The 21,172-nt window shown below is 62.9% G+C and carries 18 protein-coding genes; 16 read left to right on the forward strand and 2 right to left on the reverse strand.

From position 1 onward, the window contains the following. The 3 genes from WI754_RS06585 to WI754_RS06595 all read left to right on the forward strand — a co-directional run bounded on the left by WI754_RS06585 (position 1) and on the right by WI754_RS06595 (position 4,271). Complete coding sequence (locus tag WI754_RS06585) at positions 1-1,947, forward strand: MacB family efflux pump subunit (RefSeq protein WP_349436883.1); 1,947 nt, start codon at positions 1-3, stop codon at positions 1,945-1,947. Positions 1,948-2,111: 164 nt separating this feature from the next. After that, positions 2,112-2,579, forward strand: a complete 468-nt coding sequence (locus WI754_RS06590) for a nucleoside deaminase (RefSeq protein ID WP_349436885.1) — start codon at positions 2,112-2,114, stop codon at positions 2,577-2,579. Positions 2,580-2,624: 45 nt separating this feature from the next. Continuing rightward, positions 2,625-4,271: an alpha/beta-hydrolase family protein gene (locus WI754_RS06595; RefSeq protein WP_349436887.1), complete on the forward strand. Its 1,647-nt coding sequence runs from the start codon at positions 2,625-2,627 to the stop codon at positions 4,269-4,271. A 35-nt stretch (positions 4,272-4,306) separates the two neighbouring features. Here the strand turns inward: WI754_RS06595 and WI754_RS06600 are convergent, their stop codons facing one another. Further along, a complete protein-coding gene (locus WI754_RS06600) occupies positions 4,307-6,604 on the reverse strand; it encodes a heavy metal translocating P-type ATPase (RefSeq protein ID WP_349436888.1) in 2,298 nt (765 codons plus the stop codon). Positions 6,605-6,687: 83 nt separating this feature from the next. Here WI754_RS06600 and WI754_RS06605 point away from each other — a divergent pair, with 83 nt between their 5' ends. Then, positions 6,688-7,110, forward strand: a complete 423-nt coding sequence (locus tag WI754_RS06605; protein ID WP_037125723.1) for a helix-turn-helix domain-containing protein — start codon at positions 6,688-6,690, stop codon at positions 7,108-7,110. 84 nt (positions 7,111-7,194) lie between these two features. Then, the gene (coaBC, locus tag WI754_RS06610) at positions 7,195-8,400 is read left to right on the forward strand and encodes a bifunctional phosphopantothenoylcysteine decarboxylase/phosphopantothenate--cysteine ligase CoaBC (RefSeq protein ID WP_349436890.1); all 1,206 of its coding nucleotides are present in this window, start codon (positions 7,195-7,197) and stop codon (positions 8,398-8,400) included. Here the strand turns inward: coaBC and WI754_RS06615 are convergent. Next, complete coding sequence (locus WI754_RS06615; protein WP_349436891.1) at positions 8,386-9,213, reverse strand: class II glutamine amidotransferase; 828 nt, start codon at positions 9,211-9,213, stop codon at positions 8,386-8,388. The genes coaBC and WI754_RS06615 overlap by 15 nt on opposite strands. Before the next feature lie 272 nt (positions 9,214-9,485). On the opposite strand from WI754_RS06615, the gene WI754_RS06620 reads away from it, so the two are divergent. The 11 genes from WI754_RS06620 to WI754_RS06670 all read left to right on the forward strand — a co-directional run bounded on the left by WI754_RS06620 (position 9,486) and on the right by WI754_RS06670 (position 21,168). After that, entirely contained in the window at positions 9,486-10,622 is a 1,137-nt protein-coding gene (locus WI754_RS06620) for a Gfo/Idh/MocA family oxidoreductase (RefSeq protein ID WP_349436892.1), read from the forward strand. Between the two features lie 105 nt (positions 10,623-10,727). After that, entirely contained in the window at positions 10,728-11,582 is an 855-nt protein-coding gene (locus tag WI754_RS06625; protein WP_349436893.1) for a MurR/RpiR family transcriptional regulator, read from the forward strand. 130 nt (positions 11,583-11,712) lie between these two features. Beyond that, positions 11,713-13,632, forward strand: a complete 1,920-nt coding sequence (iolC, locus tag WI754_RS06630; RefSeq protein ID WP_349437748.1) for a 5-dehydro-2-deoxygluconokinase — start codon at positions 11,713-11,715, stop codon at positions 13,630-13,632. Between the two features lie 220 nt (positions 13,633-13,852). Then, a complete protein-coding gene (iolD, locus tag WI754_RS06635; RefSeq protein ID WP_349436894.1) occupies positions 13,853-15,703 on the forward strand; it encodes a 3D-(3,5/4)-trihydroxycyclohexane-1,2-dione acylhydrolase (decyclizing) in 1,851 nt (616 codons plus the stop codon). Between the two features lie 106 nt (positions 15,704-15,809). Next, positions 15,810-16,727 (forward strand): myo-inosose-2 dehydratase, encoded by a 918-nt coding sequence (gene iolE / locus WI754_RS06640; RefSeq protein ID WP_349436895.1) that lies wholly within the window; start codon positions 15,810-15,812, stop codon positions 16,725-16,727. A 62-nt stretch (positions 16,728-16,789) separates the two neighbouring features. Then, positions 16,790-17,590 (forward strand): 5-deoxy-glucuronate isomerase, encoded by an 801-nt coding sequence (iolB, locus tag WI754_RS06645; RefSeq protein WP_349436896.1) that lies wholly within the window; start codon positions 16,790-16,792, stop codon positions 17,588-17,590. 35 nt (positions 17,591-17,625) lie between these two features. Next, entirely contained in the window at positions 17,626-18,030 is a 405-nt protein-coding gene (locus tag WI754_RS06650) for a GFA family protein (RefSeq protein ID WP_349436898.1), read from the forward strand. Between the two features lie 15 nt (positions 18,031-18,045). Continuing rightward, positions 18,046-18,840 (forward strand): AraC family transcriptional regulator, encoded by a 795-nt coding sequence (locus WI754_RS06655; RefSeq protein ID WP_349436899.1) that lies wholly within the window; start codon positions 18,046-18,048, stop codon positions 18,838-18,840. A gap of 76 nt (positions 18,841-18,916) precedes the next feature. Then, on the forward strand, positions 18,917-19,528 hold the full coding sequence (locus WI754_RS06660) for a LysE family translocator (RefSeq protein WP_349436900.1): 612 nt from the start codon (positions 18,917-18,919) through the stop codon (positions 19,526-19,528). Between the two features lie 133 nt (positions 19,529-19,661). After that, positions 19,662-20,336: an HAD family hydrolase gene (locus WI754_RS06665; RefSeq protein ID WP_349436901.1), complete on the forward strand. Its 675-nt coding sequence runs from the start codon at positions 19,662-19,664 to the stop codon at positions 20,334-20,336. Between the two features lie 196 nt (positions 20,337-20,532). Further along, positions 20,533-21,168: a DUF1326 domain-containing protein gene (locus WI754_RS06670; protein ID WP_349436902.1), complete on the forward strand. Its 636-nt coding sequence runs from the start codon at positions 20,533-20,535 to the stop codon at positions 21,166-21,168. Positions 21,169-21,172: the final 4 nt, after the last annotated feature.

Here is a 21,172-nt window from a genome sequence, read left to right on the forward strand (position 1 = left end):
ATGACCGCGCTCATCTCGCTCAAGGATATCCGCAAGACCTTCGTCAATGGCGACGTTGCCGTCGAGGTGTTGCGCGGCGTCTCGCTCGACATCCAGCCGGGCGAGTTTGTCGCCATCGTCGGTGCCTCCGGCTCGGGCAAGTCGACGCTGATGAACATCCTCGGTTGCCTCGATACGCCGACGGGTGGCCAATATCTGCTGGAAGGCGAGGATGTCTCGGATTTCAACGCCGACGAGCTGGCCGCGCGCCGCCGCCAGATGTTCGGCTTCGTCTTCCAGAGCTACAATCTGGTGCCGACGGCAACCGCGCAGGAAAACGTCGAGATCCCCGCCATCTATGCCGGCATGCCGGCGCGTGACCGGCGCGACCGGGCCGAGACGCTGCTCAAGTCACTCAGGCTTGGCGACCGGCTCGACCATCTGCCCAACCAGCTCTCCGGTGGCCAGCAGCAGCGCGTCTCGATCGCCCGTGCGCTGATGAATGGCGGCCAGATCATTCTGGCCGACGAGCCGACCGGTGCGCTCGACAGCCAGAGCGGTAAGGAGGTGATGGCCACCTTGCGGCAGATGAACGATAAGGGCCATACGGTCATCATCATCACACATGCGCCGGAACTTGCGGAATCCGCCGACCGTGTTATCGAAATCAGCGATGGCCTCATCATCGCCGACCGCATCCCCGGCAATATCAGGCGGATCGGCCGGACCAAGCCGACATTATCGGCAAGAGCCGCCGGCAAAGCCGCGATCATTTCCGACGTGGCCGAGGCCGTGCGCATGTCGTTCCGTGCGCTCAGGGCCAATCTTTTCCGCACCATCTTGACCTTGCTCGGCATCGTCATCGGCGTCAGCTCTGTCGTTGCCATGCTTGCCATCGGCACCGGCGCGCAGGATTCGGTGCTGAACCGCATCGCGGCCATGGGGTCCAATCTCTTGGTGGTGCGGCCCAATATGGCCAATTTCCGCGGTGGGGAAGGGGGCAGCATCGTCTCGCTGGTCCCGTCCGATGCAGATGCCATTCTGGAACTACCGAACATCAGCTTCGCCGTGCCGGAAATGTCGAGCACGCTGACGGTGCGCGCCGGCAATCTCGATACCCAGACCACCGTCAACGGCACGGTGCCGCAATTCCCGCAGGCGAAGTCTTGGGCGCTGGAGGACGGCGCCTTCCTCGAACAATCCGATATGGACGCCTATGCCACCGTAGCTGTCCTCGGTCGCACCGTCGCCGATGCCCTGTTTCCGGACGGAGCCGATCCGCTCGGCCAGTACATCCTGATCAAGAATATTCCGTTCCAGGTGATCGGCGTCATGTCGAAGAAGGGTGCCAGCGCCGGCGGCAATGACCAGGACGACACCGTTCTCGTGCCGCTTTCCACCGGCAACCTGCGCCTGTTCGGCGCAAAGAACGTCCGCTCGATTACCGTGGAGGTGAAGGACGACAGCGGCATCAACGTCACGCAGGAGCAGATCCAGGCCCTGCTCGACGAGCGCCACAAGCGGCAGGATACGCAGATCGTCAATATGGCGGCGATCCGCGAGACCTTTACCGAGACCTCCAACATCCTCAAGGTCTTCCTCGGCTCGATCGCGGCGATCTCGCTGCTGGTCGGGGGCATCGGCGTCATGAACATCATGCTCGTCTCCGTCACCGAGCGCACCCGCGAGATCGGTATCCGTATGGCAACCGGCGCGCGGGCCCGCGATATCCTCACCCAGTTCATCGTCGAGGCGTTGGTCGTCTCCGCGCTCGGCGGGCTGATCGGCGTGGGTCTCGGCCTATCCATCGGCGCCGTCGCGCAGGCTTTCGGCATCGCCGTCAGCTTCGCGCCGGGTCCGGTCATCCTCGCCTTCGCCAGCGCCTTCCTGACGGGCCTCGTCTTCGGCTACCTGCCCGCCTATAACGCGTCCCGTCTGCAGCCGGCCGTGGCGCTGGCGTCGGTCTGATCACGGCCGCGTCCACCTTCCTTCCTCCATACTCCATGGCGAGATTGGGGCGGCCTCCCCTAGGACCCATTCGCCGCCGCGCGCGCTTTCCCTTTCCACTCGCGAAGGTTGACGCCGATCCCGCAATCGGTTCCATTGGCACGAGCGAGAACGGAGAGAGCCCCATGCCGGATGGCGACCTTTTCATGACCCAAGCCATCGCGCTTGCCCGCGACAACGTCCGCAAGGGCGGTCGTCCCTTCGGTGCCGTGCTGGTCATCGATGGCGAGGTGGTCGCAATCGGCGTCAACGGCGTGATGTCGACCAACGACCCGACCGCCCATGCCGAGCTTGTCGCGGTGCGCGGGGCCGCCATGAAGCGCGGGTCTCCCGACCTCAAGGGCGCTTCCGTCTATGCCAGCGGCCACCCATGCCCGATGTGCCTCGCAGCCATGCGTCTCGCCGGCATCACCGATATTTCCTACGCCTATTCCAACGAGGACGGCGTACCCTACGGCCTGACCTCCGCCCCTCTCTACGCCGATCTCAGAAAGCCCTTTGCCGAGCAGCAGATGACGTTCGCCTACAATCCGGTCAGGCCGGAAGGCGAGGAGGATATCTATGAACTCTGGGGAAAGACGCAGAAGGGCTGATCCCGGCTCGCCGATCCGGTTCAGGCTTCATTCGACGAGGGTGAGATGCGAAATTCCCTGTTGCGCCTATGGACATCGCTTTCGACGCCCGGCCTGCTTGTCGGCATTCTGTTCTTCGCCGCATCGCTGACCCCCAGTCTCATCCCGCGGCCCTATCCGATGCAGGGCGTGCTATCTGGATGTTCGCTCGCCGCCGGATACGGTCTCGGTGTCTTCGGGCGCTGGCTGTGGTTCTATCTGGAACTTCCCGGAGTGATGCCCGATGTCGAGCGCGGTGTCAAAGCTGCTGCTCTTCTCGTCGCTGGCGCAACTGCGATCGCCTTCCTCTGGCAGGCCTCCCGGTGGCAGAACTCGGTCCGCAGCCTGATGGGGCTCGAACCGGTGCAAACGGCCGAACCGGTGGAACTTGCGATCATTGCCTTCTTCGTCTTCCTTCTTTTCGTCGCGCTCGCCCGCCTCTTTGCGATGACGTTCGCCTTTCTGTCGCGCAAACTCGAGCGTGTCACTCCGAAGCCTGTCGCGCGGGTTCTTGGCATCCTCCTGGCCTTTGCGCTCTTCTGGTCGATCGCCGATGGGGTGCTGTTCAAGGCCGCCCTGCGCCTTGCCGATTCCTCCTTCCGCGAGCTCGATGCACTGATCGACAGCGACCTTGCGCCGCCCGCCGATCCCTCAAAGACTGGCAGTACCGCCTCGCTGATCCCTTGGGGCGATCTTGGATTTCGCGGCCGCGAGTTCGTCGCCTCGGGGCCGACCGGGGAAAAGATCGGCACGTTTCTCCGTCAGCCGGCGCTTGAGCCGATCCGCGTCTATGTCGGCCTCAACGCCGCCAAAACGGCAAAGGAACGGGCCGCTCTTGCACTGGCCGAGCTCAAGCGCGTCGGCGCCTTCGAGCGCTCCATCCTGATCGTGGTCGTGCCGACTGGAACCGGTTGGGTCGATCCGGCGGCGATGGATACGGTCGAATATCTGCATCGCGGCGATGTCGCGAGCGTCGCCCTGCAATATTCCTATCTGACGAGCTGGCTCTCCCTGCTGGTTGAGCCGAGTTATGGCGCCGAGGCGGGCGAAGCGCTGTTCAGGCAAGTCTATGACCACTGGACGACGCTGCCGAAGGACAAACGGCCGAAACTCTACCTGCATGGCCTGAGCCTCGGTGCTCTGAATTCGGAACGCTCGGCCGATCTCTTCGACGTCATCGGCGATCCTTTCCAGGGTGCACTTTGGAGCGGCCCGCCCTTCGAGAGTGCCGGCTGGAGATCGGTGACGGCGGGGCGCGATCCAGGCTCGCCCGCCTGGCTTCCGCGTTTCCGCGACAGCTCCGTCATCCGCTTCACCGCGCAGAAGAATGCGCTCGACATTTCCGGTGCCCAGTGGGGGCCGATGCGGATCGTCTATCTGCAATATGCGAGCGACCCCGTGACCTTCTTCGATTTTCATGCGCTCTATCGCGAGCCGGACTGGATGAAACAGCCGCGGGGCCTGGATGTCTCGCCCGATCTCACCTGGTACCCGGTCGTCACCATGCTGCAGCTGGCGCTCGACATGGCGATGGCGACGACATCGCCGATGGGTTACGGCCACGTCTATGCGCCGGAACACTATGTCGACGCCTGGATGGCCGTGACCGATCCACAAGGGCTTGCTCCTGGAGATGTCGACCGGTTGAAGGCGATGGTTTCCAAGCGGGACTGAGTTTTGGCGGCGCCGGTACCGACGGAAACCTGATGTCAGGCGCTCTGCGCCGGCGCCAGCAGCCTGAGAGCGTTGATCGTCACCAGCACCGTCGCTCCCGTATCGGCAAGGATTGCCGGCCAGAGCCCGGTAATGCCGGCAATTGTCGTCACCAGGAACACAGCCTTCAAGCCCAGGGCGATGGTGATATTCTGGCGGATATTGCCCATCGTGCGCTTCGACAGCTTGATCAACTCGGCGACATCGCCGACCCTTCCGTGAAGGACAGCGGCATCGGCGGTTTCGAGCGCCACGTCGGTGCCGCCGCCCATCGCGATGCCGATATCGGCTGCCGCCAGCGCCGGCGCGTCGTTGATCCCGTCACCGACCTTGGCCACGATTAGACCCTCGCGCTTGAGCTCGCCGACGATCCGCTGCTTGTCTTCCGGCATCAACTCGGCCCGTGCCTCGATGCCGAGTTCACTCCCGACGACCGATGCCGTCCGCCTGTTGTCGCCCGTCAGCATGACGATCCGGACACCGGCATCTGTCAGCGCCTTCAGCCCGGATTTCGCATCCGCGCGCGGCTCGTCGCGCATGGCAATGGCGCCTGCCAGCGTATCGCCAATGATCAGCACAGACACCGTCTTGCCCTCGTCGTTGAGTGCGGTGATGCGCGCAGTCTGCTCGGCCGAAAGCGCCGCATATTCGCCGGTCGCCTGCGGCGAACCGAGGAAGACCGATCTGCCGTCGACAGTCGCCGTCACGCCCTTGCCGCCCAGCGCCTTCGCGTCGGAAGCAGCCGGAATCCGCAGCTTGTCTGCGGTTGCCCTGTCCAGGATCGCCTTGGCGAGCGGATGGCTCGATCCGGTTTCCAGCGCCGCCGCGTAGGTGAGGACATCGGTTTCCGAATTGCCAAAGCCAATGATATCGGTCACCTTCGGCTTACCTTCCGTCAGTGTTCCGGTCTTGTCGAGCGCCACCGCATTGATCGTGCCCAGCGTCTCCAGCACGGCACCGCCCTTCATCAGCAGGCCGCGCCGTGCGCCGGCAGAAAGCGATGCGGCGATGGCCGCCGGCGTCGAGATGACCAGCGCGCAGGGGCAGCCGATGAGCAGGATTGCAAGTCCCTTGTAGACCCATTCGGCCCAGGCACCGCCGAGCAACAGCGGCGGAATAACTGCGACCAGCGCAGCGACCACCACCACGCCCGGCGTATAGTAGCGGGAGAATCGGTCGATGAAGCGCTCCGTCGGCGCCTTGGATTCCTGTGCCTCCTCGACCAGCTTGACGACACGGGCAATGGTGTTGTCGGCGGCGGCCGCCGTGACAAGGACGCGCAAGGCGGCGTCGCCGTTGATCGTGCCCGCGAAAACGTTGTCGTCGACGCCCTTGCGTACCGGCGTGCTTTCGCCGGTCACGGGCGCTTCGTCGATGGCGCTTTCGCCCGAAAGGATCACCCCGTCGGCAGAGATGCGGTCGCCGGGGCGGATGAGAATGATGGCGCCCACGGCTAGGCTTTCGGCCGGAACCGTGCGCGTCTGCCCGTTCTCTTCGAGCAACGCCTCCTTCGGCACCAGCGCCGTCAGGGACTGGATGCTTTGGCGTGCCTTGCCTGCCGCCACGCCTTCCAGCAGTTCGCCGACCAAGAACAGGAACACGACGGCCGCCGCCTCTTCACCGGCATCGATGATGACGGCGCCGACAGCGGCAATCGTCATCAGCATCTCGATGGAAAACGGCGTGCCCGCCATCGCCGCCATGATGGCGCGGCGGGCGATCGGCACAAGCCCGATCAGCATGGCAACGATGAACGCGTAAGGCGCGATCGACGGAACGAGATGGCCGACCGCATAGGCGACAACGAGCGCCGCGCCGGAGAAAATGGTCAGCTTGCCCTTCCGGCTTGCCCACCACGGACCGGCTGCCGGCCCATGGTCGTGGCCGTGAACGCCTTCCACTTGCGGCGGGCCGCTCTTGGTCGAAGCCGTGTGCCCCGCGTGGCTGTGATCCGAATGGGTGTGGCCCGTAGGGTTCGGGTGACTGTGACCCGCGTGATGGTCGTGCTCGTGACGTCCATGGTCATGCCCGCAGGATGCATGCTCCGGCTCGGAAACCGGTCTCACCGATTTTCCAGCCGGCAGGGAGACCGAATAGCCAAGACCCGTGACCTTCTTCGCGATGGCCGACAGGTCGCTCGCCCCATTGTGCCGCACGGTCATCGTGCCGGCGGTCACTGACACGGATACGTCCTCGACGCCCGGCATGCGTCGCACGGCGGTATCGATCTTGGCCGCGCAGGACGCGCAGTCCATGCCCTCAACCCGATACCGTGTCTGTTTCGCCTCTGCCATGATCCGCTTCCTGCTCGCTTGCTTGTCAAACCGTGGCATCTTTCCTACATCCTCTAGCGACTAGAGGTGCAAGAGGGAAAATCATGAAAAAGATCACCATCGGGGAGGCGGCTCGCCAGAGCGGCGTCAAGGTGCCGACGATCCGTTATTATGAGGGCATCGGCCTGCTTCGGACGCCCAGCCGCAGCGAGGGCAACCAGCGCGCCTATGAGCAATCCGATCTCGACCGCCTCACCTTTATCCGCCATGCACGCGAACTCGGCTTCGAGGTCGAGGCGATCCGAACGCTTCTGAGCCTGCAGGACAACCCTTTGCAGCCCTGTGCCTCCGCCGATGCCATTGCCAAGGCTCGTCTGATAGAGGTGAAGCAGCGCATCCGCAGCCTGACGGCGCTGAAGGCGGAACTGGAAATGATGGTGGAGGGCTGTGGCCACGGCCGCGTTGATCAGTGCCGGGTGATCGAGGTGCTTGCCGATCACGGTCAGTGCACCCATCACGGCCATTGAGTTTCGGAAATGGTCCGGCGATTGCGCATAGCATGCCTCTCGGCTACGGTCCGGCCATAAACAAGGCAGAAAAAGACGGGCGTCATGACACTTCAGGGAAAACGCATCCTGCTCATCATCTCCGGCGGCATCGCGGCCTATAAGAGCCTCGATCTCATCCGCCGGCTGCGGGAACGCGGTGCCTCGGTCCGCCCGGTAATGACGGCCGGGGCGCAGGCCTTCGTCACGCCGCTCGCCGTTGGTGCGCTCGCCGCCGACAGGGTGTTTACCGATCTGTTTTCCCGGGAGGACGAGCAGGATGTCGGCCATATCCGGCTTGCCCGCGATTGTGATCTGATCCTGATCGCGCCCGCCACCGCAGATCTGATGGCGAAGATGGCGCACGGCCTCGCCGACGATCTGGCCTCCACCATTCTTCTCGCAACGGATAAGCCGGTTCTCGCCGCCCCCGCCATGAACCCGAAGATGTGGTCGCATCCGGCCACCCGCCGCAACCATGCGACGCTTGTTGCCGACGGCATCCGCTTCATCGGCCCGGCCGCCGGCGAAATGGCCGAAAGCGGCGAAAAAGGCGAAGGCCGCATGGCCGAACCGCTGGAGATCGCGGCCGCCGCCGAAGCGCTGCTCGACACCGGCCGGAAACCGCTGGCGGGCAAGAAGGCCATCGTCACCTCCGGCCCGACACATGAGCCGATCGACCCGGTGCGCTACATCGCCAACCGCTCGTCAGGAAAGCAGGGGCATGCGATTGCCGCAGAGCTGGCCCGGCTCGGAGCCGACGTGACGCTGGTCTCCGGCCCGGTGACGATCGCCGATCCGAAGGGTGTGTCGGTCATCCGTGTCGAGCGCGCGGAAGAAATGCGCGACGCCGTCATTGCAGCGCTGCCCGCCGATATTGCCGTGATGGTCGCCGCCGTCGCCGACTGGCGCGTGGCGAGTGCTGCTGGCAACAAGATCAAGAAAAAGCCCGGCGAAGCGCCACCGCCACTGCAGCTGACCGAAAACCCGGATATCCTGAAGACCGTCGGCCACCATGCCAAGCGACCAAAGCTGGTCGTCGGTTTTGCCGCTGAAACGCAGAATGTTGCTGAGAATGGCCGCTCCAAGCTGGAGAGGAAGGGGGCTGATTACATCGTCGCCAACGATGTCTCGCCCCACACCGGCATCATGGGCGGCGACCGCAACACCGTGAAGGTCATCGGCAAGACCGGTGACGAGGACTGGCCGGACATGGACAAGCAGGCGGTAGCCGAACGGCTCGGCCGGCTGATCGCGTCACATTTTTCCTGACGCTGCCCGGCCCATGCGATCAGCGCTCGGTGCGGCACCCTGCGTGCCGAACAGGCGGACGTCGACACCGTTTTCGCCAACGATGACCGCCGTGCCGTCCGGAATTTCCACCCAGGCGTTGTCATCGTCGTTGAGCGGTTCGGACACGAGGCAGTAGCCGCCGCTCGGCCCCATCGGGGCGGCGTAAAGCGTCGGCGCCTTCCAGTCGGAGGCGTAGCGCACGGCGTAGAGATCATGGCCGTCCGAAAGGGCAGCCGTGAAGCGGACGAGAACCTTGCGCTCCAGATGCTCGGCCAGGCGCTCGACGAAGGCCAGCGTCTCCGCGATGGCGCCGAGCGGATCGCTCTCAAGGCCGAATTGCAGCGCCATCAGGAACAGAAGCTCGCTGTCGGTGGAGCCGGTGCGGGCAGCGTAGAGATCGTTGTCGAGCATCGCCTCCATCGGCCGGCGCAGATGGTCAAAATCGCCGATCTGGCCGTTGTGCATGAAGGACCAGCGGCCGTGGATGAAAGGATGGCAATTGTCGCGCCGCGTGCCGCCGCCGGTTGCGGCCCGCACATGGGCGAGAAACAGCGGCGAGCGGATCTGTCGGGCGATGCTTTTGAGGTTGCAGTCGGACCAGGCGGGCAGGATGTCGCGGTAGCGGCCGGGTTCCGGATGATCGCCGTACCAGGCGATGCCGAAGCCGTCGCCGTTGGTGGCCGTCTTGGCGCGGGTGGCGCAGTGGGATTGCTCGATCAGGGAATGCGCCGGGGACGACACCAGTTCTTCCAGATAAAGCGGCTCTCCGCGATAGGCTGCCCAACGGCACATAAAAGATACTCCGGGTTGCGGGGATGGCCCGCCTTGATGGTTCGTTAACCATGATATTTGCCGATCATCCGGCCGAACATGGTAAAAATGCGTTAACGAACAGGATCATTTCCACATCTTCCTGCACAATCTATCGCCTTTTCCCCGGTGTTTCTGTTCCGCTTGGAACGGGCTTTCGCAATATTCGAACAAAAATTCCATATTGACATGCAATGTAAAAAACATTTCATCTGGCCCCGAAGCCGCAACGCAGTGCTGGGAGGAATTGACAGATGAGTGGCAAACGCAGGATCGGCGTCGGCTTGATCGGCACTGGTTTCATGGGCAAGGCGCATGCGCTGGGCTTCACGGTCGCGGCAAGGGTGTTTGACCTGCCGTTTGAACTTGACCTGGTTTCGGTTGCCGACGTCTCGCTCGATGGCGCCGAAAAGGCACGCCGCAATCTGGGTTTCCGCAACGCGACCGCGGACTGGCGCGAGTTGCTGAGCGACCCGGCTATCGACATCATCGACATCACCACGCCCAATCTGCTGCACAAGGAGATGGCACTGGCCGCGATCGCCCACGGCAAACATGTCTACTGTGAAAAGCCGCTCGCACCGACCGTTGCCGAATGCGCCGAAATGGTTGCCGCGGCGGAAAAGGCCGGCGTCGTCACGCAGGTTGGGTTCAATTATCTGAAGAACCCGATGATCTTCCTGGCGAAGGACCTGATCGAAAGCGGCGAGATCGGCGAAATCCGCTCGGTGCGCGGCATCCATGCCGAGGACTTCATGATGGACGCGTCCGCGCCCTGGAGCTGGCGGCTTGATCCGAAGAGCGGCGGTGGCGCGCTTGCCGACATTGGCAGCCACATTATTGCGTCCCTTCGCCATCTCGTCGGTCCCATCTCCTCGGTATTGGCCGAGACGATCATTCAGGTGCCCGAACGCCCCATCGCACGCGGCTCGAGTGAGATGCGCGCCGTCGAGGTGGACGACATCACCCGCGCCTTCGTGCGCTTCGAAGGCGGCGCGACCGGCAGTTTCGAGGCCAATTGGAGCGCCACCGGCCGCAAGATGCAGCATGATTTCGAAATCTACGGATCGAAGGGCAGCATCGTCTTCACGCAGGAGCGGATGAACGAACTCAAGGTCTGGTTCGCCGGCGACGACGTCCGAAGCCGTGGTTACCGCACCATCTGGGCCGGCCCGGAGCACCCGCCCTACGGCGCCTTCTGCGTCGCCCCCGGCCACCAGATCGGCTTCAACGACCTGAAGGCCATCGAGGCGAATGAATTCCTGCAGGCGATCGCGACTGGCGGCAGACCCGGAACCGATTTCCGGGAAGGCTACGAGGTCCAGAAGGTCGTTTCGGCCACCTACCAATCGGCGAAAACCAATGAGTGGGTGCACATCGGAGCCAGTTGATGAAAGTGCAAAAAAACTTGGAACGGTGGAATGAATATTCTATTCTTCGCTCCATTCTTTACGTAAGGTCTTGAAAACAGCGTACGCAGGAAGAGACCGCAGCCGATGGCCGAAACGGAAAACAGCATCGATGTTCCGCAGGATTTCGACGGCCTGAAGGCGACGATCCTGGAGCGGAAGGCGCAATTGCCGAAGCGTCTCCGCCAGGTCGCGGCTTACGCGCTGGACCATCCGGATGAGATCGCCTTCGGCACGGCTGCGAGTATCGCCACGTCGGCCGATGTTCAGCCCTCGACCCTGGTCCGTTTCGCCCAGCATTTCGGTTTTGAGGGGTTTTCCAGTCTGCAACAGATTTTCCGGGCTCGCCTGCGTGAACGCACACCGGGTTATGACGAGCGTCTCAAGGCACTGAGCGCCAACGATCACAGCAAGCTCGAAAGCGGGTCGATCTTCAACGGCTTCGTCGCCGCGGCCCACCGATCGCTCGACAATATCGCCACCTCCGTCGAGCCCGAAGCCTTCGAGCGCGCCGTCAATATCCTCGCCGGAGCCGAGACGATCTATCTTGTCGCCAAGCGCCGCTCCTATCCGATCTCCGGCTACATGGCCTATGCCTTCGGCAAACTGAAGGTGAAATACCAGATGGTTGGCACGGCGGCCGGTATCGATGACGATATTCTGGCGATGGCCGGCCCGAAAGACGCAGCCTTTGCCGTCAGTTTCTCCCCTTATGCGTCCGAGAGCGTCAATCAGGCAAAATCGCTTGCGGGCCGCAAGGTGCCGGTCGTGTCGCTGACGGACTCGGCCTTCTCGCCGCTGGCGGAATCGTCCAAGGTCTGGTTCGAACTGGTCGAGGCCGATCATGCCGGATTCCGTTCCCTTTCGGCCAGCATGGCCTTTGCCATGGCGCTGACCGTCGCTGTCGCTGAAAAGCGGCGGCGGAATGCCCAGGAACACTAATAGAATGAAAATTCTATATTGACTAAGCGCCAGAATTTATGTTTCATAAAGCCATCATCCAACTGACAATAGGAATGTCGGCGCGACGCCAGCGCCCCGCCGGGAGGAAGCAGTGAGCCAGACCAACAGGATGCAGGCAGACAAGCCGCTTGACCTCATCACCATCGGCCGGGCCTCGGTCGATCTTTACGGCCAGCAGATCGGAACGCGGCTGGAGGACGTCGCCAGTTTCGCCAAGTCCGTCGGCGGCTGCCCCACCAATATCTCCGTCGGTACGGCGCGTCTCGGTCTGAAATCGGCGCTGCTGACCCGTGTCGGCAAAGAGCAGATGGGCCGCTTCATCCGCGAGCAGCTCGAGCGCGAAGGCGTGGAAACCAAGGGCATTGTGACCGATCCCGAACGGCTGACCGCGCTCGCCATTCTCTCCGTTGAAAGCGATCATTCCTTCCCGCTGCTGTTCTACCGCGACAATTGCGCCGACAATGCGCTGTGCGAAGACGATGTGGCCGAAGATTTCATCCGCTCCGCCCGTGCCATCCTGGTCACCGGCACGCATTTCTCCAAGCCGCACACCGATGCCGCCCAACGCAAGGCGATCCGTATTGCCAAGGAAAGCGGCGCCAAGGTCGTCTTCGATATCGACTATCGCCCGAATCTCTGGGGCCTTGCCGGCCATGACGCGGGCGACAACCGCTATATCGCCTCGGAAAAGGTCTCGGCTCACCTGAAGACGGTGCTGGCCGATTGCGACCTGATCGTCGGCACCGAGGAGGAAGTGCTTATCGCATCGGGTGACAGCGACCTGCTTGCGGCGCTCAAGACCATCCGCGCCAATTCCAAGGCGACGATCGTGCTGAAGCGCGGGCCGATGGGCTGCATCGTCTACGATGGTCCGATTTCGGATAATCTCGAAGACGGTATCGTCGGCAAGGGCTTCCCGATCGAGGTCTACAACGTTCTCGGCGCCGGCGACGCCTTCATGTCCGGCTTCCTGCGCGGTTGGCTGAAAGGCGAACCGCATGCCACCTCGGCCACATGGGCCAATGCCTGCGGCGCCTTTGCTGTCTCGCGTCTGCTCTGCGCACCGGAAATTCCGACCTGGACCGAGCTGCAGTTTTTTCTCGAAAACGGCAGCAAGGAAAAGGCGCTGCGCAAGGACGAGGCGATCAACCACGTCCATTGGGCAACAACCCGCCGCCGCGAGATCCCGCAGCTGATGGCGCTCGCCATTGACCACCGCAGCCAACTCGAGGATCTTGCCGATGGCAATCCTGATCTGCTGGCCCGCATCCCGGCCTTCAAGGTGCTGGCCGTCAAGGCGGCCGAGCGTATCGCCAACGGCCGCCCCGGCTTCGGCATGCTCATCGATGACAAATACGGCCGCGAGGCCCTGTTTGCCGCCGCCAAGAACAAGGATTTCTGGATCGCCAAGCCGATCGAGCTTCCGGGTTCGCGGCCGCTGCAGTTCGAGTTCAGTCAGGACCTCGGTAGCCGGCTCATCGATTGGCCGGTCGATCACTGCATCAAGGTCTTGAGCTTCTACCATCCGGACGATCCGGCCGAGATGAAGGCCGCCCAGATCGCCAAGCTGCGTTCCGCCTTCGAGGCAGCGCGGAAAGTCGGCCGCGAAATCCTGATCGAGATCATCGCCGGCAAGCACGGTACACTCGACGACCAGACCATTCCCCGCGCCCTCAATGAGCTTTATGATGCCGGCCTGAAGCCCGACTGGTGGAAGCTGGAGCCGCAGGCAAGCCGCGCCGCCTGGGCCGCCATCGATGCGGTCATCGAAAAGCGCGATCCCCTCTGCCGCGGCGTCGTTCTACTCGGACTGGAGGCGCCGTATGATGTGCTCAAGGAAGGTTTTGCCGCTGCGCGCACCTCCAAGACGGTCAAGGGCTTTGCCGTTGGCCGCACGATCTTTGCCGATGCCAGCAAGGCGTGGCTCGCAGGCGAGATGACCGACGAGCAGGCGATCGCCGACATGGCGGGCAAGTTCGAGGCTCTGGTCAATCTGTGGCTCGGCTTGGCGGAGACGAAAGCGGCTTGAAAAACCCGGTGAGTGCCGAGGATACGGCCCTCACTCCCTCTGTCCCTTCGGTAATCTCCTCTTCAAAGAGGGTGATTAGCTTTGCCGACGACAGCGCAGATGAGAGAAAACTATGATCTCCGCCATCGAGGGGGAGATGTCCCGAAGGGACGGAGGGGGGTAGAACTCTCCTCGTATGCGGAGTTAATGCGAGGCGATGGCCTCGTTCGAGGAGGAAACAATGAGCCTGAAAACAGTCCGCCTGACCATGGCGCAAGCCGTGGCGCGGTTCCTGACGCGGCAGATGACCGTGATCGATGGCGAAAAACTGCCGATCTTCGGCGGTGTCTTTGCCATTTTCGGTCACGGTAACGTCGCGGGCATCGGCGAGGCGCTATACGGCATCAAGGACACGTTGCCGACGTATCGCGCCCAGAACGAGCAGGGCATGGCGAATGCAGCGATCGCCTTTGCCAAGGCAAGCTTCCGCCGGCGCTTCATGGCGTGCACGACGTCGATCGGCCCCGGTGCGCTGAACATGGTGACTTCCGCGGCGCTCGCGCACGTCAACCGCTTGCCCGTTCTTTTCCTTCCCGGCGACGTCTTCGCCAATCGCCGCCCCGATCCGGTTCTGCAGCAGATCGAGGATTTCGGCGACGGCACCATGACTGTGAACGACTGCTTCCGTCCCGTCTCGCGCTATTTCGATCGCATCACCCGTCCGGAACAGATCATCCCGGCGCTGCGCCGCGCCATGCAGGTGTTGACCGACCCCGCCGATTGCGGCCCGGTGACGCTGGCGCTCTGCCAGGATGTGCAGGCGGAAGCCTATGATTATCCGGAGAACTTCTTCGACGAGAAGGTCTGGACGACCCGGCGCCTCCACCCCGATGCCGATGAACTGGCCCATGCGATCACGGCGCTGAAGGCGGCCAAAAAGCCGGTGATCATCGCCGGCGGCGGCGTGCTCTATTCGGAAGCCGCCAAAGCGCTCGCAACGTTCGCCGAGACGCACGGTATCCCCGTCGTCGAAACCCAGTCTGGCAAGTCCTCGCTGCCACATAGCCATCCGCTCAACATGGGTTCGGTCGGCGTCACGGGTACCTCGGCCTCCAACCAGCTTGCCGAAGAGGCCGATGTTGTTCTCGCGGTCGGTTCGCGCCTCCAGGATTTCACCACCGGCTCCTGGTCGCTGTTCAAAAATGACGATCTGAAGATCATCGGCCTTAACGTACAGGCCTTCGACGCCGCCAAGCATGAGGGCCTGCCGCTGGTATCCGACGCCCGCGTCGGGCTGGAGGCGTTGAGCGCCGGGCTTGGTTCGCAAAAGGCCGATGGGGCCTGGACGAAGAAGGCGACCGCCGGCAAGGCCGAGTGGCTGAAGGCAGCGGACAAGGCAATGGAGGCCACCAACGCTACACTGCCGTCCGATGCGCAGGTGATCGGTGCCGTCCAGCGCGCCCGAACGGAGAATACCACGCTCGTTTGCGCCGCCGGCGGTCTGCCGGGCGAGTTGCACAAGCTCTGGCAGGCGGATTCCCCCGGCAGCTATCACATGGAATACGGTTTTTCGACCATGGGTTATGAAGTCGCCGGCGGTCTCGGCGTCAAGCTCGCCAAACCGAATAGCGACGTCATCGTCATGGTCGGCGACGGCAGTTACATGATGCTGAATTCAGAAATCGCCTCCTCGATCATGCTCGGTGCCAAGATCACCATCGTGCTGCTCGACAATGCCGGCTATGGCTGCATCAACCGACTGCAGATGGCCACCGGCGGCGCGAACTTCAACAATCTGTTGAGGGACACGCATCACGTCACGCTGCCAGCCATCGATTTTGCCGCCCACGCGGCTGCCATGGGCGCTGTGACGCGCAAGGTTTCGTCGATCGCCGAGCTGGAAATCGCGCTGAAGGAAACCGCCGGCGCAGATCGCACGACGGTTATCGTTATCGACACAGACCCGCTCATCACCACGGATGAGGGCGGTCACTGGTGGGATGTCGCGGTGCCGGAAGTTTCCGAGCGCGCGAAGGTCAACGAGGCCCGCAAGGGCTACGAGAAAGCGCTTGCCGCACAGCGCATCGGTTAAGAAACGTCCCGTCCTGATATGGACGGGAGAGCCCCGAACATCATTGCCAGATCATTTCGGAGAGCTCGCTGCAGGCTTCCCGAACGACGCCTCAAGGAGAATTTTCATGAAAGCCAAACTCGGCATGTCGCCCATCGCTTGGTGGAACGACGACCTTCCCGAACTCAGCGATGACGTGTCGCTCGAAGAATGCCTGCGCCAGTCGCGCAGTGCGGGCTTCACTGGCATGGAGCAAGGTCGCCGCTTTCCGAACAATCCCAACGAAATGCTGCCGATCCTGCGCGCGGCCGACGTGACGCTCTGCGGCGGCTGGTTCTCCGGCACGCTAGTCAATGAGGATCTCTCGGCCAACAAGGACCGCATCGCGCCGATGATCGAACTGTTCAAGGCCGTTAATGCGCCCTGCATCGTCTATGGCGAAGTCGGCCGTTCGATTCAGGGCGACCGCTCCAAGCCGCTCGCCACCAAGCCGCGCCTTGGCGATGATGAGATGAAGGTCTATGCACGCCGCGTCACCGAATTCGGCGAATGGTGCGCCGAACAGGGCATGCCCCTTTCCTACCATCACCACATGGCGGCTGTCGTGGAAACCGAGCCGGAACTCGACGCATTCATGAAGAATTCGGGCGAAGGCATTCCGCTGCTGCTGGACGCCGGCCATCTGGCTTTCGCTGGCGGTAACGTGCTGCGTGCCATCGACAATCACCATGCCCGTATCAACCATGTGCATGTGAAGGACATCCGTCAGGCGGTAATCGACGGTCTGGATCGCAGCAAGCAATCTTTCCTTGACGCCGTGGCGCTCGGGGCCTTTACCGTACCGGGCGACGGCTCGCTCGATTTCGGCGCCATCGTCAAGCGTTTCGCCGACTATGGCTATGAAGGCTGGTTCGTGGTCGAGGCCGAGCAGGATCCGCGCAAGTCGCCGCCGCAGAAGATGGCGGAGATCGGCTATGCCGAACTGATGCGCGTCATGACCGCTGCAGGCTATACAGTGGAAACGGAAGGTTTCCCCAAGGGTTGACGCTTCGGGCGCTTAAAGCGAGGCCCGCAAACACATGGATGTTGGATAAAAGGACCAAGCTCATGCCAAATCTTCTCGTCAAGCCAAACGGCACCTCCGGCCTCGTCCACGACATCACGCCCGAATCCGCCGGCTGGACCTATGTCGGCTTCGGGCTCCATCGGCTTGCCGCTGGCGAGAAGACGGCTGGCGAAAGCGCCGAGCGCGAGACCTGCCTCGTGCTCGTCGCCGGCAAGGCGAAAATCTCCGTCGACGGCAAGGATTTCGGCGAACTCGGCGAGCGCATGACGCCGTTCGATGGACAGCCCTATGCGGTCTATGTACCGAAGGGCAGCCGCTGGCAGGCGACGGCGACGTCGGCTCTTGATCTGGCGGTGTGCTCGGCACCTGGCGGCGACGGCTACAAGACGCAGGTGATCCGTCCGGGAACGCACCCTCAGATGACGCGCGGCAAGGCGACGAATACGCGCTATGTAACCAACATCATGCCGGAGGACGACAATGCGGCCCATTCGCTGCTCGTCGTCGAGGTCATCACGCCCGGCGGCCATACTTCGTCCTATCCGCCGCACAAGCATGACGAGGACAACCTGCCGGCCGAAAGTTTCCTGGAGGAAACCTACTATCATCGCCTGAATCCGGCTCAAGGTTTCGCCATGCAGCGCGTCTATACCGACGACCGCTCGCTGGACGAGGCCATGGCCGTCGAGGATGGAGACGTGACGCTGGTACCGAAGGGCTATCATCCGGTCGCGGCGATCCATGGCTATGATCTCTATTACCTCAACGTCATGGCCGGCCCGTCGCGGATCTGGAAATTCAACAACGCCAAGGAACATGCCTGGCTGTTCACCGGCGTCTGATGCGCTAGGTTCCTTCTCAACAGGGAGGATCGAGCATGCATATCGACGGGAACTGCCATTGCGGCGCGATCAGGTATGAGGCGGAGATCGACCCCGACGAGGTCGGCATCTGCCATTGCACGGACTGCCAGCAGCTGACCGGCTCGGTCTATCGCGTCACTGTCTCCGTGCCGAAGAATAGTTTTCGGATCACGGCCGGTGAGCCGAAGACCTACGTCAAGACCGGCGACAACGGCCGGACGCGCTTCCAGATGTTCTGCGGCAATTGCGGCTCGCCGATCTATACGACCGGCACGGACGAGGATGCCGAAGAAATCGGCATCCGCTGGGGCAATATCCGCCAACGGAGCGAACTTGCGCCCAGGCATCAGATCTGGTGTTCTTCGGCGGCGAACTGGTTCGGCGAGCGCGATGCTCTGCCCGGCCGGGAGCGGGATTGAGGAGCGTTCCAGGCAATGAAGACCGGTCAGTTCCGGATCAAGCGATGCGCGATCGAAGGCGTGGAGGCCGTTGAGGCCGACACGGCACACAGTTTCGGCCGGCATACGCACGACCAGTTCGGCATCGGCGTCATCATGCGCGGCGCGCAGAGATCAGCCAGCGGGCGAGGGCCGGTCGAGGCAGGGCCGGGCGACATGATCACGGTTAATCCGGGCGAAGTCCATGACGGGTACCCGATCGGCGACTCGGGGCGCTCCTGGCAAATGCTCTATTTGGATCCCGGCCTGATTGCCGATGCAGTGCTCGACATCGCCGAGGCGCGGGCGGAGGATTTTGTGTTTTCGCGGCCCGTGATGAGCGACCGCAGCGCCGTCGAAGGGTTTGTGTCAGTCTATGCGGCGATGACGCAGACGCGGGAAACGCTGGCGGGCGAAAGCGGCCTTCTCCAACTGATCGCATCCCTGATGGAGCGCCACCCGCAAATCCGCATTGTGCCACCGTCCGTCAGCCGCGCGAAGGCTCGGATCGATGACGACCCGGCGGCCGAGGTAACCTTGGCAGATCTTGCCGCGGCGAGCGGGCTCAGCCGGTTTCAAGTGATACGCGCCTTCGCCCAGGCGACCGGAATGACGCCACATGCCTACCTCGTCCAGCGTCGTATCGGCATCGTTCGCCGGATGATCGCCAAGGGGACGCCTCTCGCCGATGCCGCCTTTGCCGGCGGGTTCGCCGATCAAAGCCATATGACGCGAACCTTCGTGCGCGCCTACGGCGTGACGCCCGGCGCCTACGCGCTGGCCTTTGGCTGACGGCCTGCAATTCCGTTCAAGACCGGCCGACGGCGATCCGCTTAGCTTCGGTTTTCCTCATCGAACGGAGCGCGCCGTGACCCTCGAATATCTGCTGACATCCATCATCGTCATCCTGCTGCCTGGCACCGGCGTGCTCTACACGCTGGCAATGGGGCTGAACGCCGGCACCCGCGCCAGCATCCTTGCCGCCCTCGGCTGCACGCTCGGCATCCTGCCGCATATTGCCGCCAGTATCGCGGGCCTGGCGGCCCTCCTGCACGCCAGCGCGCTTGCCTTCCAGGTCATCAAATATCTCGGCGTCGCCTATCTGCTCTACATGGCCTGGAGTGTTCTGAAGGACAGCGAGACACTGCGCATCGCCGAGCGGGACAGCCAGGTCCCTGCACTGCGGGTGATCACCACCGGCTTTCTCCTTAATATCCTCAATCCGAAACTGTCGCTGTTCTTCCTCGCCTTCCTGCCGCAATTCGTGCACAACGGCACGCCTTCGCCGACGCTCTTCATGCTCTGGCTTGCCGCCGTCTTCATGGCGCTGACCTTCATCGTCTTCGTGGTCTATGGCGTCTTCGCCTCGGCTGCGCGGCGCCATGTCATCGCAAGGCCGGGCGTGACAACGTGGCTTCGGCGCGGTTTTGCCGGTGCCTTCGGCGTCATGGGTTTGCGGCTCGCCTTCTCCGCGCAATGACGCGTAAGAAAAGTCGCAAGGTCGTGTTGCGACGCCGATATCGGTTTGATCTGCGGCAGGAATCCCCGTATCGAACGGGTATGCCATCGCTCGCACAGAGGCGGGCAGCCAGATCACATAAGGAGTCCGCCCCTTGTCTTCCGCGTCATCGCCGGTGTTCGGCAAGAAATATTCCGCTTTCCTGTTCGACATGGACGGAACGCTGCTGAGTTCCATCGAAGCAGCGGAGCGCGTGTGGGGGCGCTGGGCGGAGAGCCATGGCCTCGATGTCGCGACCTTCCTGCCGACCATGCATGGCAAGCGCGGCGTCGACACCATCCGTCAATTGGGCCTGCCCGGGGTCGATCCGGAGGCGGAATCGGCGATCATCTGCCAGGGCGAGATCGAGGACGTCGAGGGCGTTAGACCGCTCCCCGGCGCGATCGAATTCCTGAAGAGTCTGCCGCCGGAGCGCTGGGCGATCGTTACGTCCTCGCCGCGCGAACTCGCCAAGGTCCGCATTGCCGCCGCCGGCCTGCCGGAGCCGCGCTTCATCGTCATCGCCGAGGATGTCTCGCGCGGCAAGCCGAGCCCGGAATGCTACCTGCTCGGCGCCAAGCGCGTCGGCTTCGATGCCAAGGATTGCCTGGTGTTCGAGGATGTCGCGGCCGGTGTCATTGCGGGAGAATCGGCGGGTTCGGACGTGATGGTCATCACCGCCACGCATACGCATCCGTTCGAGACCTCGCATCCGAAAATCCCCGGCTATATCGGCATCGAGGTTTCGGTCGATGAAAACGGCGATCTCACGCTGATCGACCGCCGGTAGGCGGTGCACGACCTGGTTTCCCCGGGCGCGGATCTGGATTGCCGATACGCCCGCCGTCTTTCCCGGTCGTTGCAACCGGCAGCCGGCACGCCCGCGGAAGCGCCGAGTTCACTGGACAAGCCGAAGGCGCGGGTATTTAATTAGCATTGCATGAAATTCCTGTAAAAGACGCGTTCCCCGTTCAATGGAGGATGAAATGACCGGCGTCAGATGGAAGCTTCAGGGGCGCGAGTTCATCCACTGCAACTGCGCGTATGGTTGCCCTTGCCAATTCAATGCACTCCCCACCCAGGGCAAATGCCACGCCATCGGCGTCATCGAAGTCGAGGACGGCTTCCATGGCGAAACGCGGCTCGACGGCTTGCGTGTCGGCATGATCGTGTCATGGCCGGGGCCTATCCATGAGGGGCATGGCGCCTGTGTGCCGATCATCGACGAGCGCGCTTCGCCGGCGCAGCGCGAAGCCTTGCTGCGCATCATGAGCGGGCTCGACACCGAGCCGGGCGCGACCTTCTTCGCCGTGTTCGCCACGACATACGATACGGTGTATGAGCCGGTCTTCACGCGGATCGATTTCGATCTGGACATGGACGGGCGCACGGCCAAGGTGGACATTCCAGGCTGGATCGAAGCGCGCGGCGAACCGATCCGCAATCCCGTCACCGGCGACGAACACCGGGCCCGCATCAACCTGCCGCAGGGTTTCGAATACGACATATGCGAGGCCGGGCGTGGATGGGCCGAGACGAAAGGGCCGATTGCTCTATCCACCAAGGATTCGCACGCCCATTTTGCCCGCCTGCACATGACCGAAAGCGGCGTCGTTCACTAGGGCC

The organism is Pararhizobium sp. A13, from assembly GCF_040126305.1.
In the GTDB taxonomy this organism is placed as follows: Bacteria; Pseudomonadota; Alphaproteobacteria; order Rhizobiales; family Rhizobiaceae; genus Pararhizobium.

Coding starts and splice junctions, on each gene's coding strand:
- WI754_RS06595 (WP_349436887.1), top strand. CDS start 2,625: ATGCGAAATTCCCTGTTGCGCCTATGGACATCGCTTTCGACGCCCGGC.
- WI754_RS06670 (WP_349436902.1), top strand. CDS start 20,533: ATGACCGGCGTCAGATGGAAGCTTCAGGGGCGCGAGTTCATCCACTGC.
- WI754_RS06625 (WP_349436893.1), top strand. CDS start 10,728: ATGGCCGAAACGGAAAACAGCATCGATGTTCCGCAGGATTTCGACGGC.
- iolD (WP_349436894.1), top strand. CDS start 13,853: ATGAGCCTGAAAACAGTCCGCCTGACCATGGCGCAAGCCGTGGCGCGG.
- WI754_RS06655 (WP_349436899.1), top strand. CDS start 18,046: ATGAAGACCGGTCAGTTCCGGATCAAGCGATGCGCGATCGAAGGCGTG.
- iolC (WP_349437748.1), top strand. CDS start 11,713: ATGCAGGCAGACAAGCCGCTTGACCTCATCACCATCGGCCGGGCCTCG.
- iolE (WP_349436895.1), top strand. CDS start 15,810: ATGAAAGCCAAACTCGGCATGTCGCCCATCGCTTGGTGGAACGACGAC.
- coaBC (WP_349436890.1), top strand. CDS start 7,195: ATGACACTTCAGGGAAAACGCATCCTGCTCATCATCTCCGGCGGCATC.
- WI754_RS06650 (WP_349436898.1), top strand. CDS start 17,626: ATGCATATCGACGGGAACTGCCATTGCGGCGCGATCAGGTATGAGGCG.
- iolB (WP_349436896.1), top strand. CDS start 16,790: ATGCCAAATCTTCTCGTCAAGCCAAACGGCACCTCCGGCCTCGTCCAC.
- WI754_RS06590 (WP_349436885.1), top strand. CDS start 2,112: ATGCCGGATGGCGACCTTTTCATGACCCAAGCCATCGCGCTTGCCCGC.
- WI754_RS06605 (WP_037125723.1), top strand. CDS start 6,688: ATGAAAAAGATCACCATCGGGGAGGCGGCTCGCCAGAGCGGCGTCAAG.
- WI754_RS06600 (WP_349436888.1), bottom strand. CDS start 6,604: ATGGCAGAGGCGAAACAGACACGGTATCGGGTTGAGGGCATGGACTGC.
- WI754_RS06620 (WP_349436892.1), top strand. CDS start 9,486: ATGAGTGGCAAACGCAGGATCGGCGTCGGCTTGATCGGCACTGGTTTC.
- WI754_RS06615 (WP_349436891.1), bottom strand. CDS start 9,213: ATGTGCCGTTGGGCAGCCTATCGCGGAGAGCCGCTTTATCTGGAAGAA.
- WI754_RS06585 (WP_349436883.1), top strand. CDS start 1: ATGACCGCGCTCATCTCGCTCAAGGATATCCGCAAGACCTTCGTCAAT.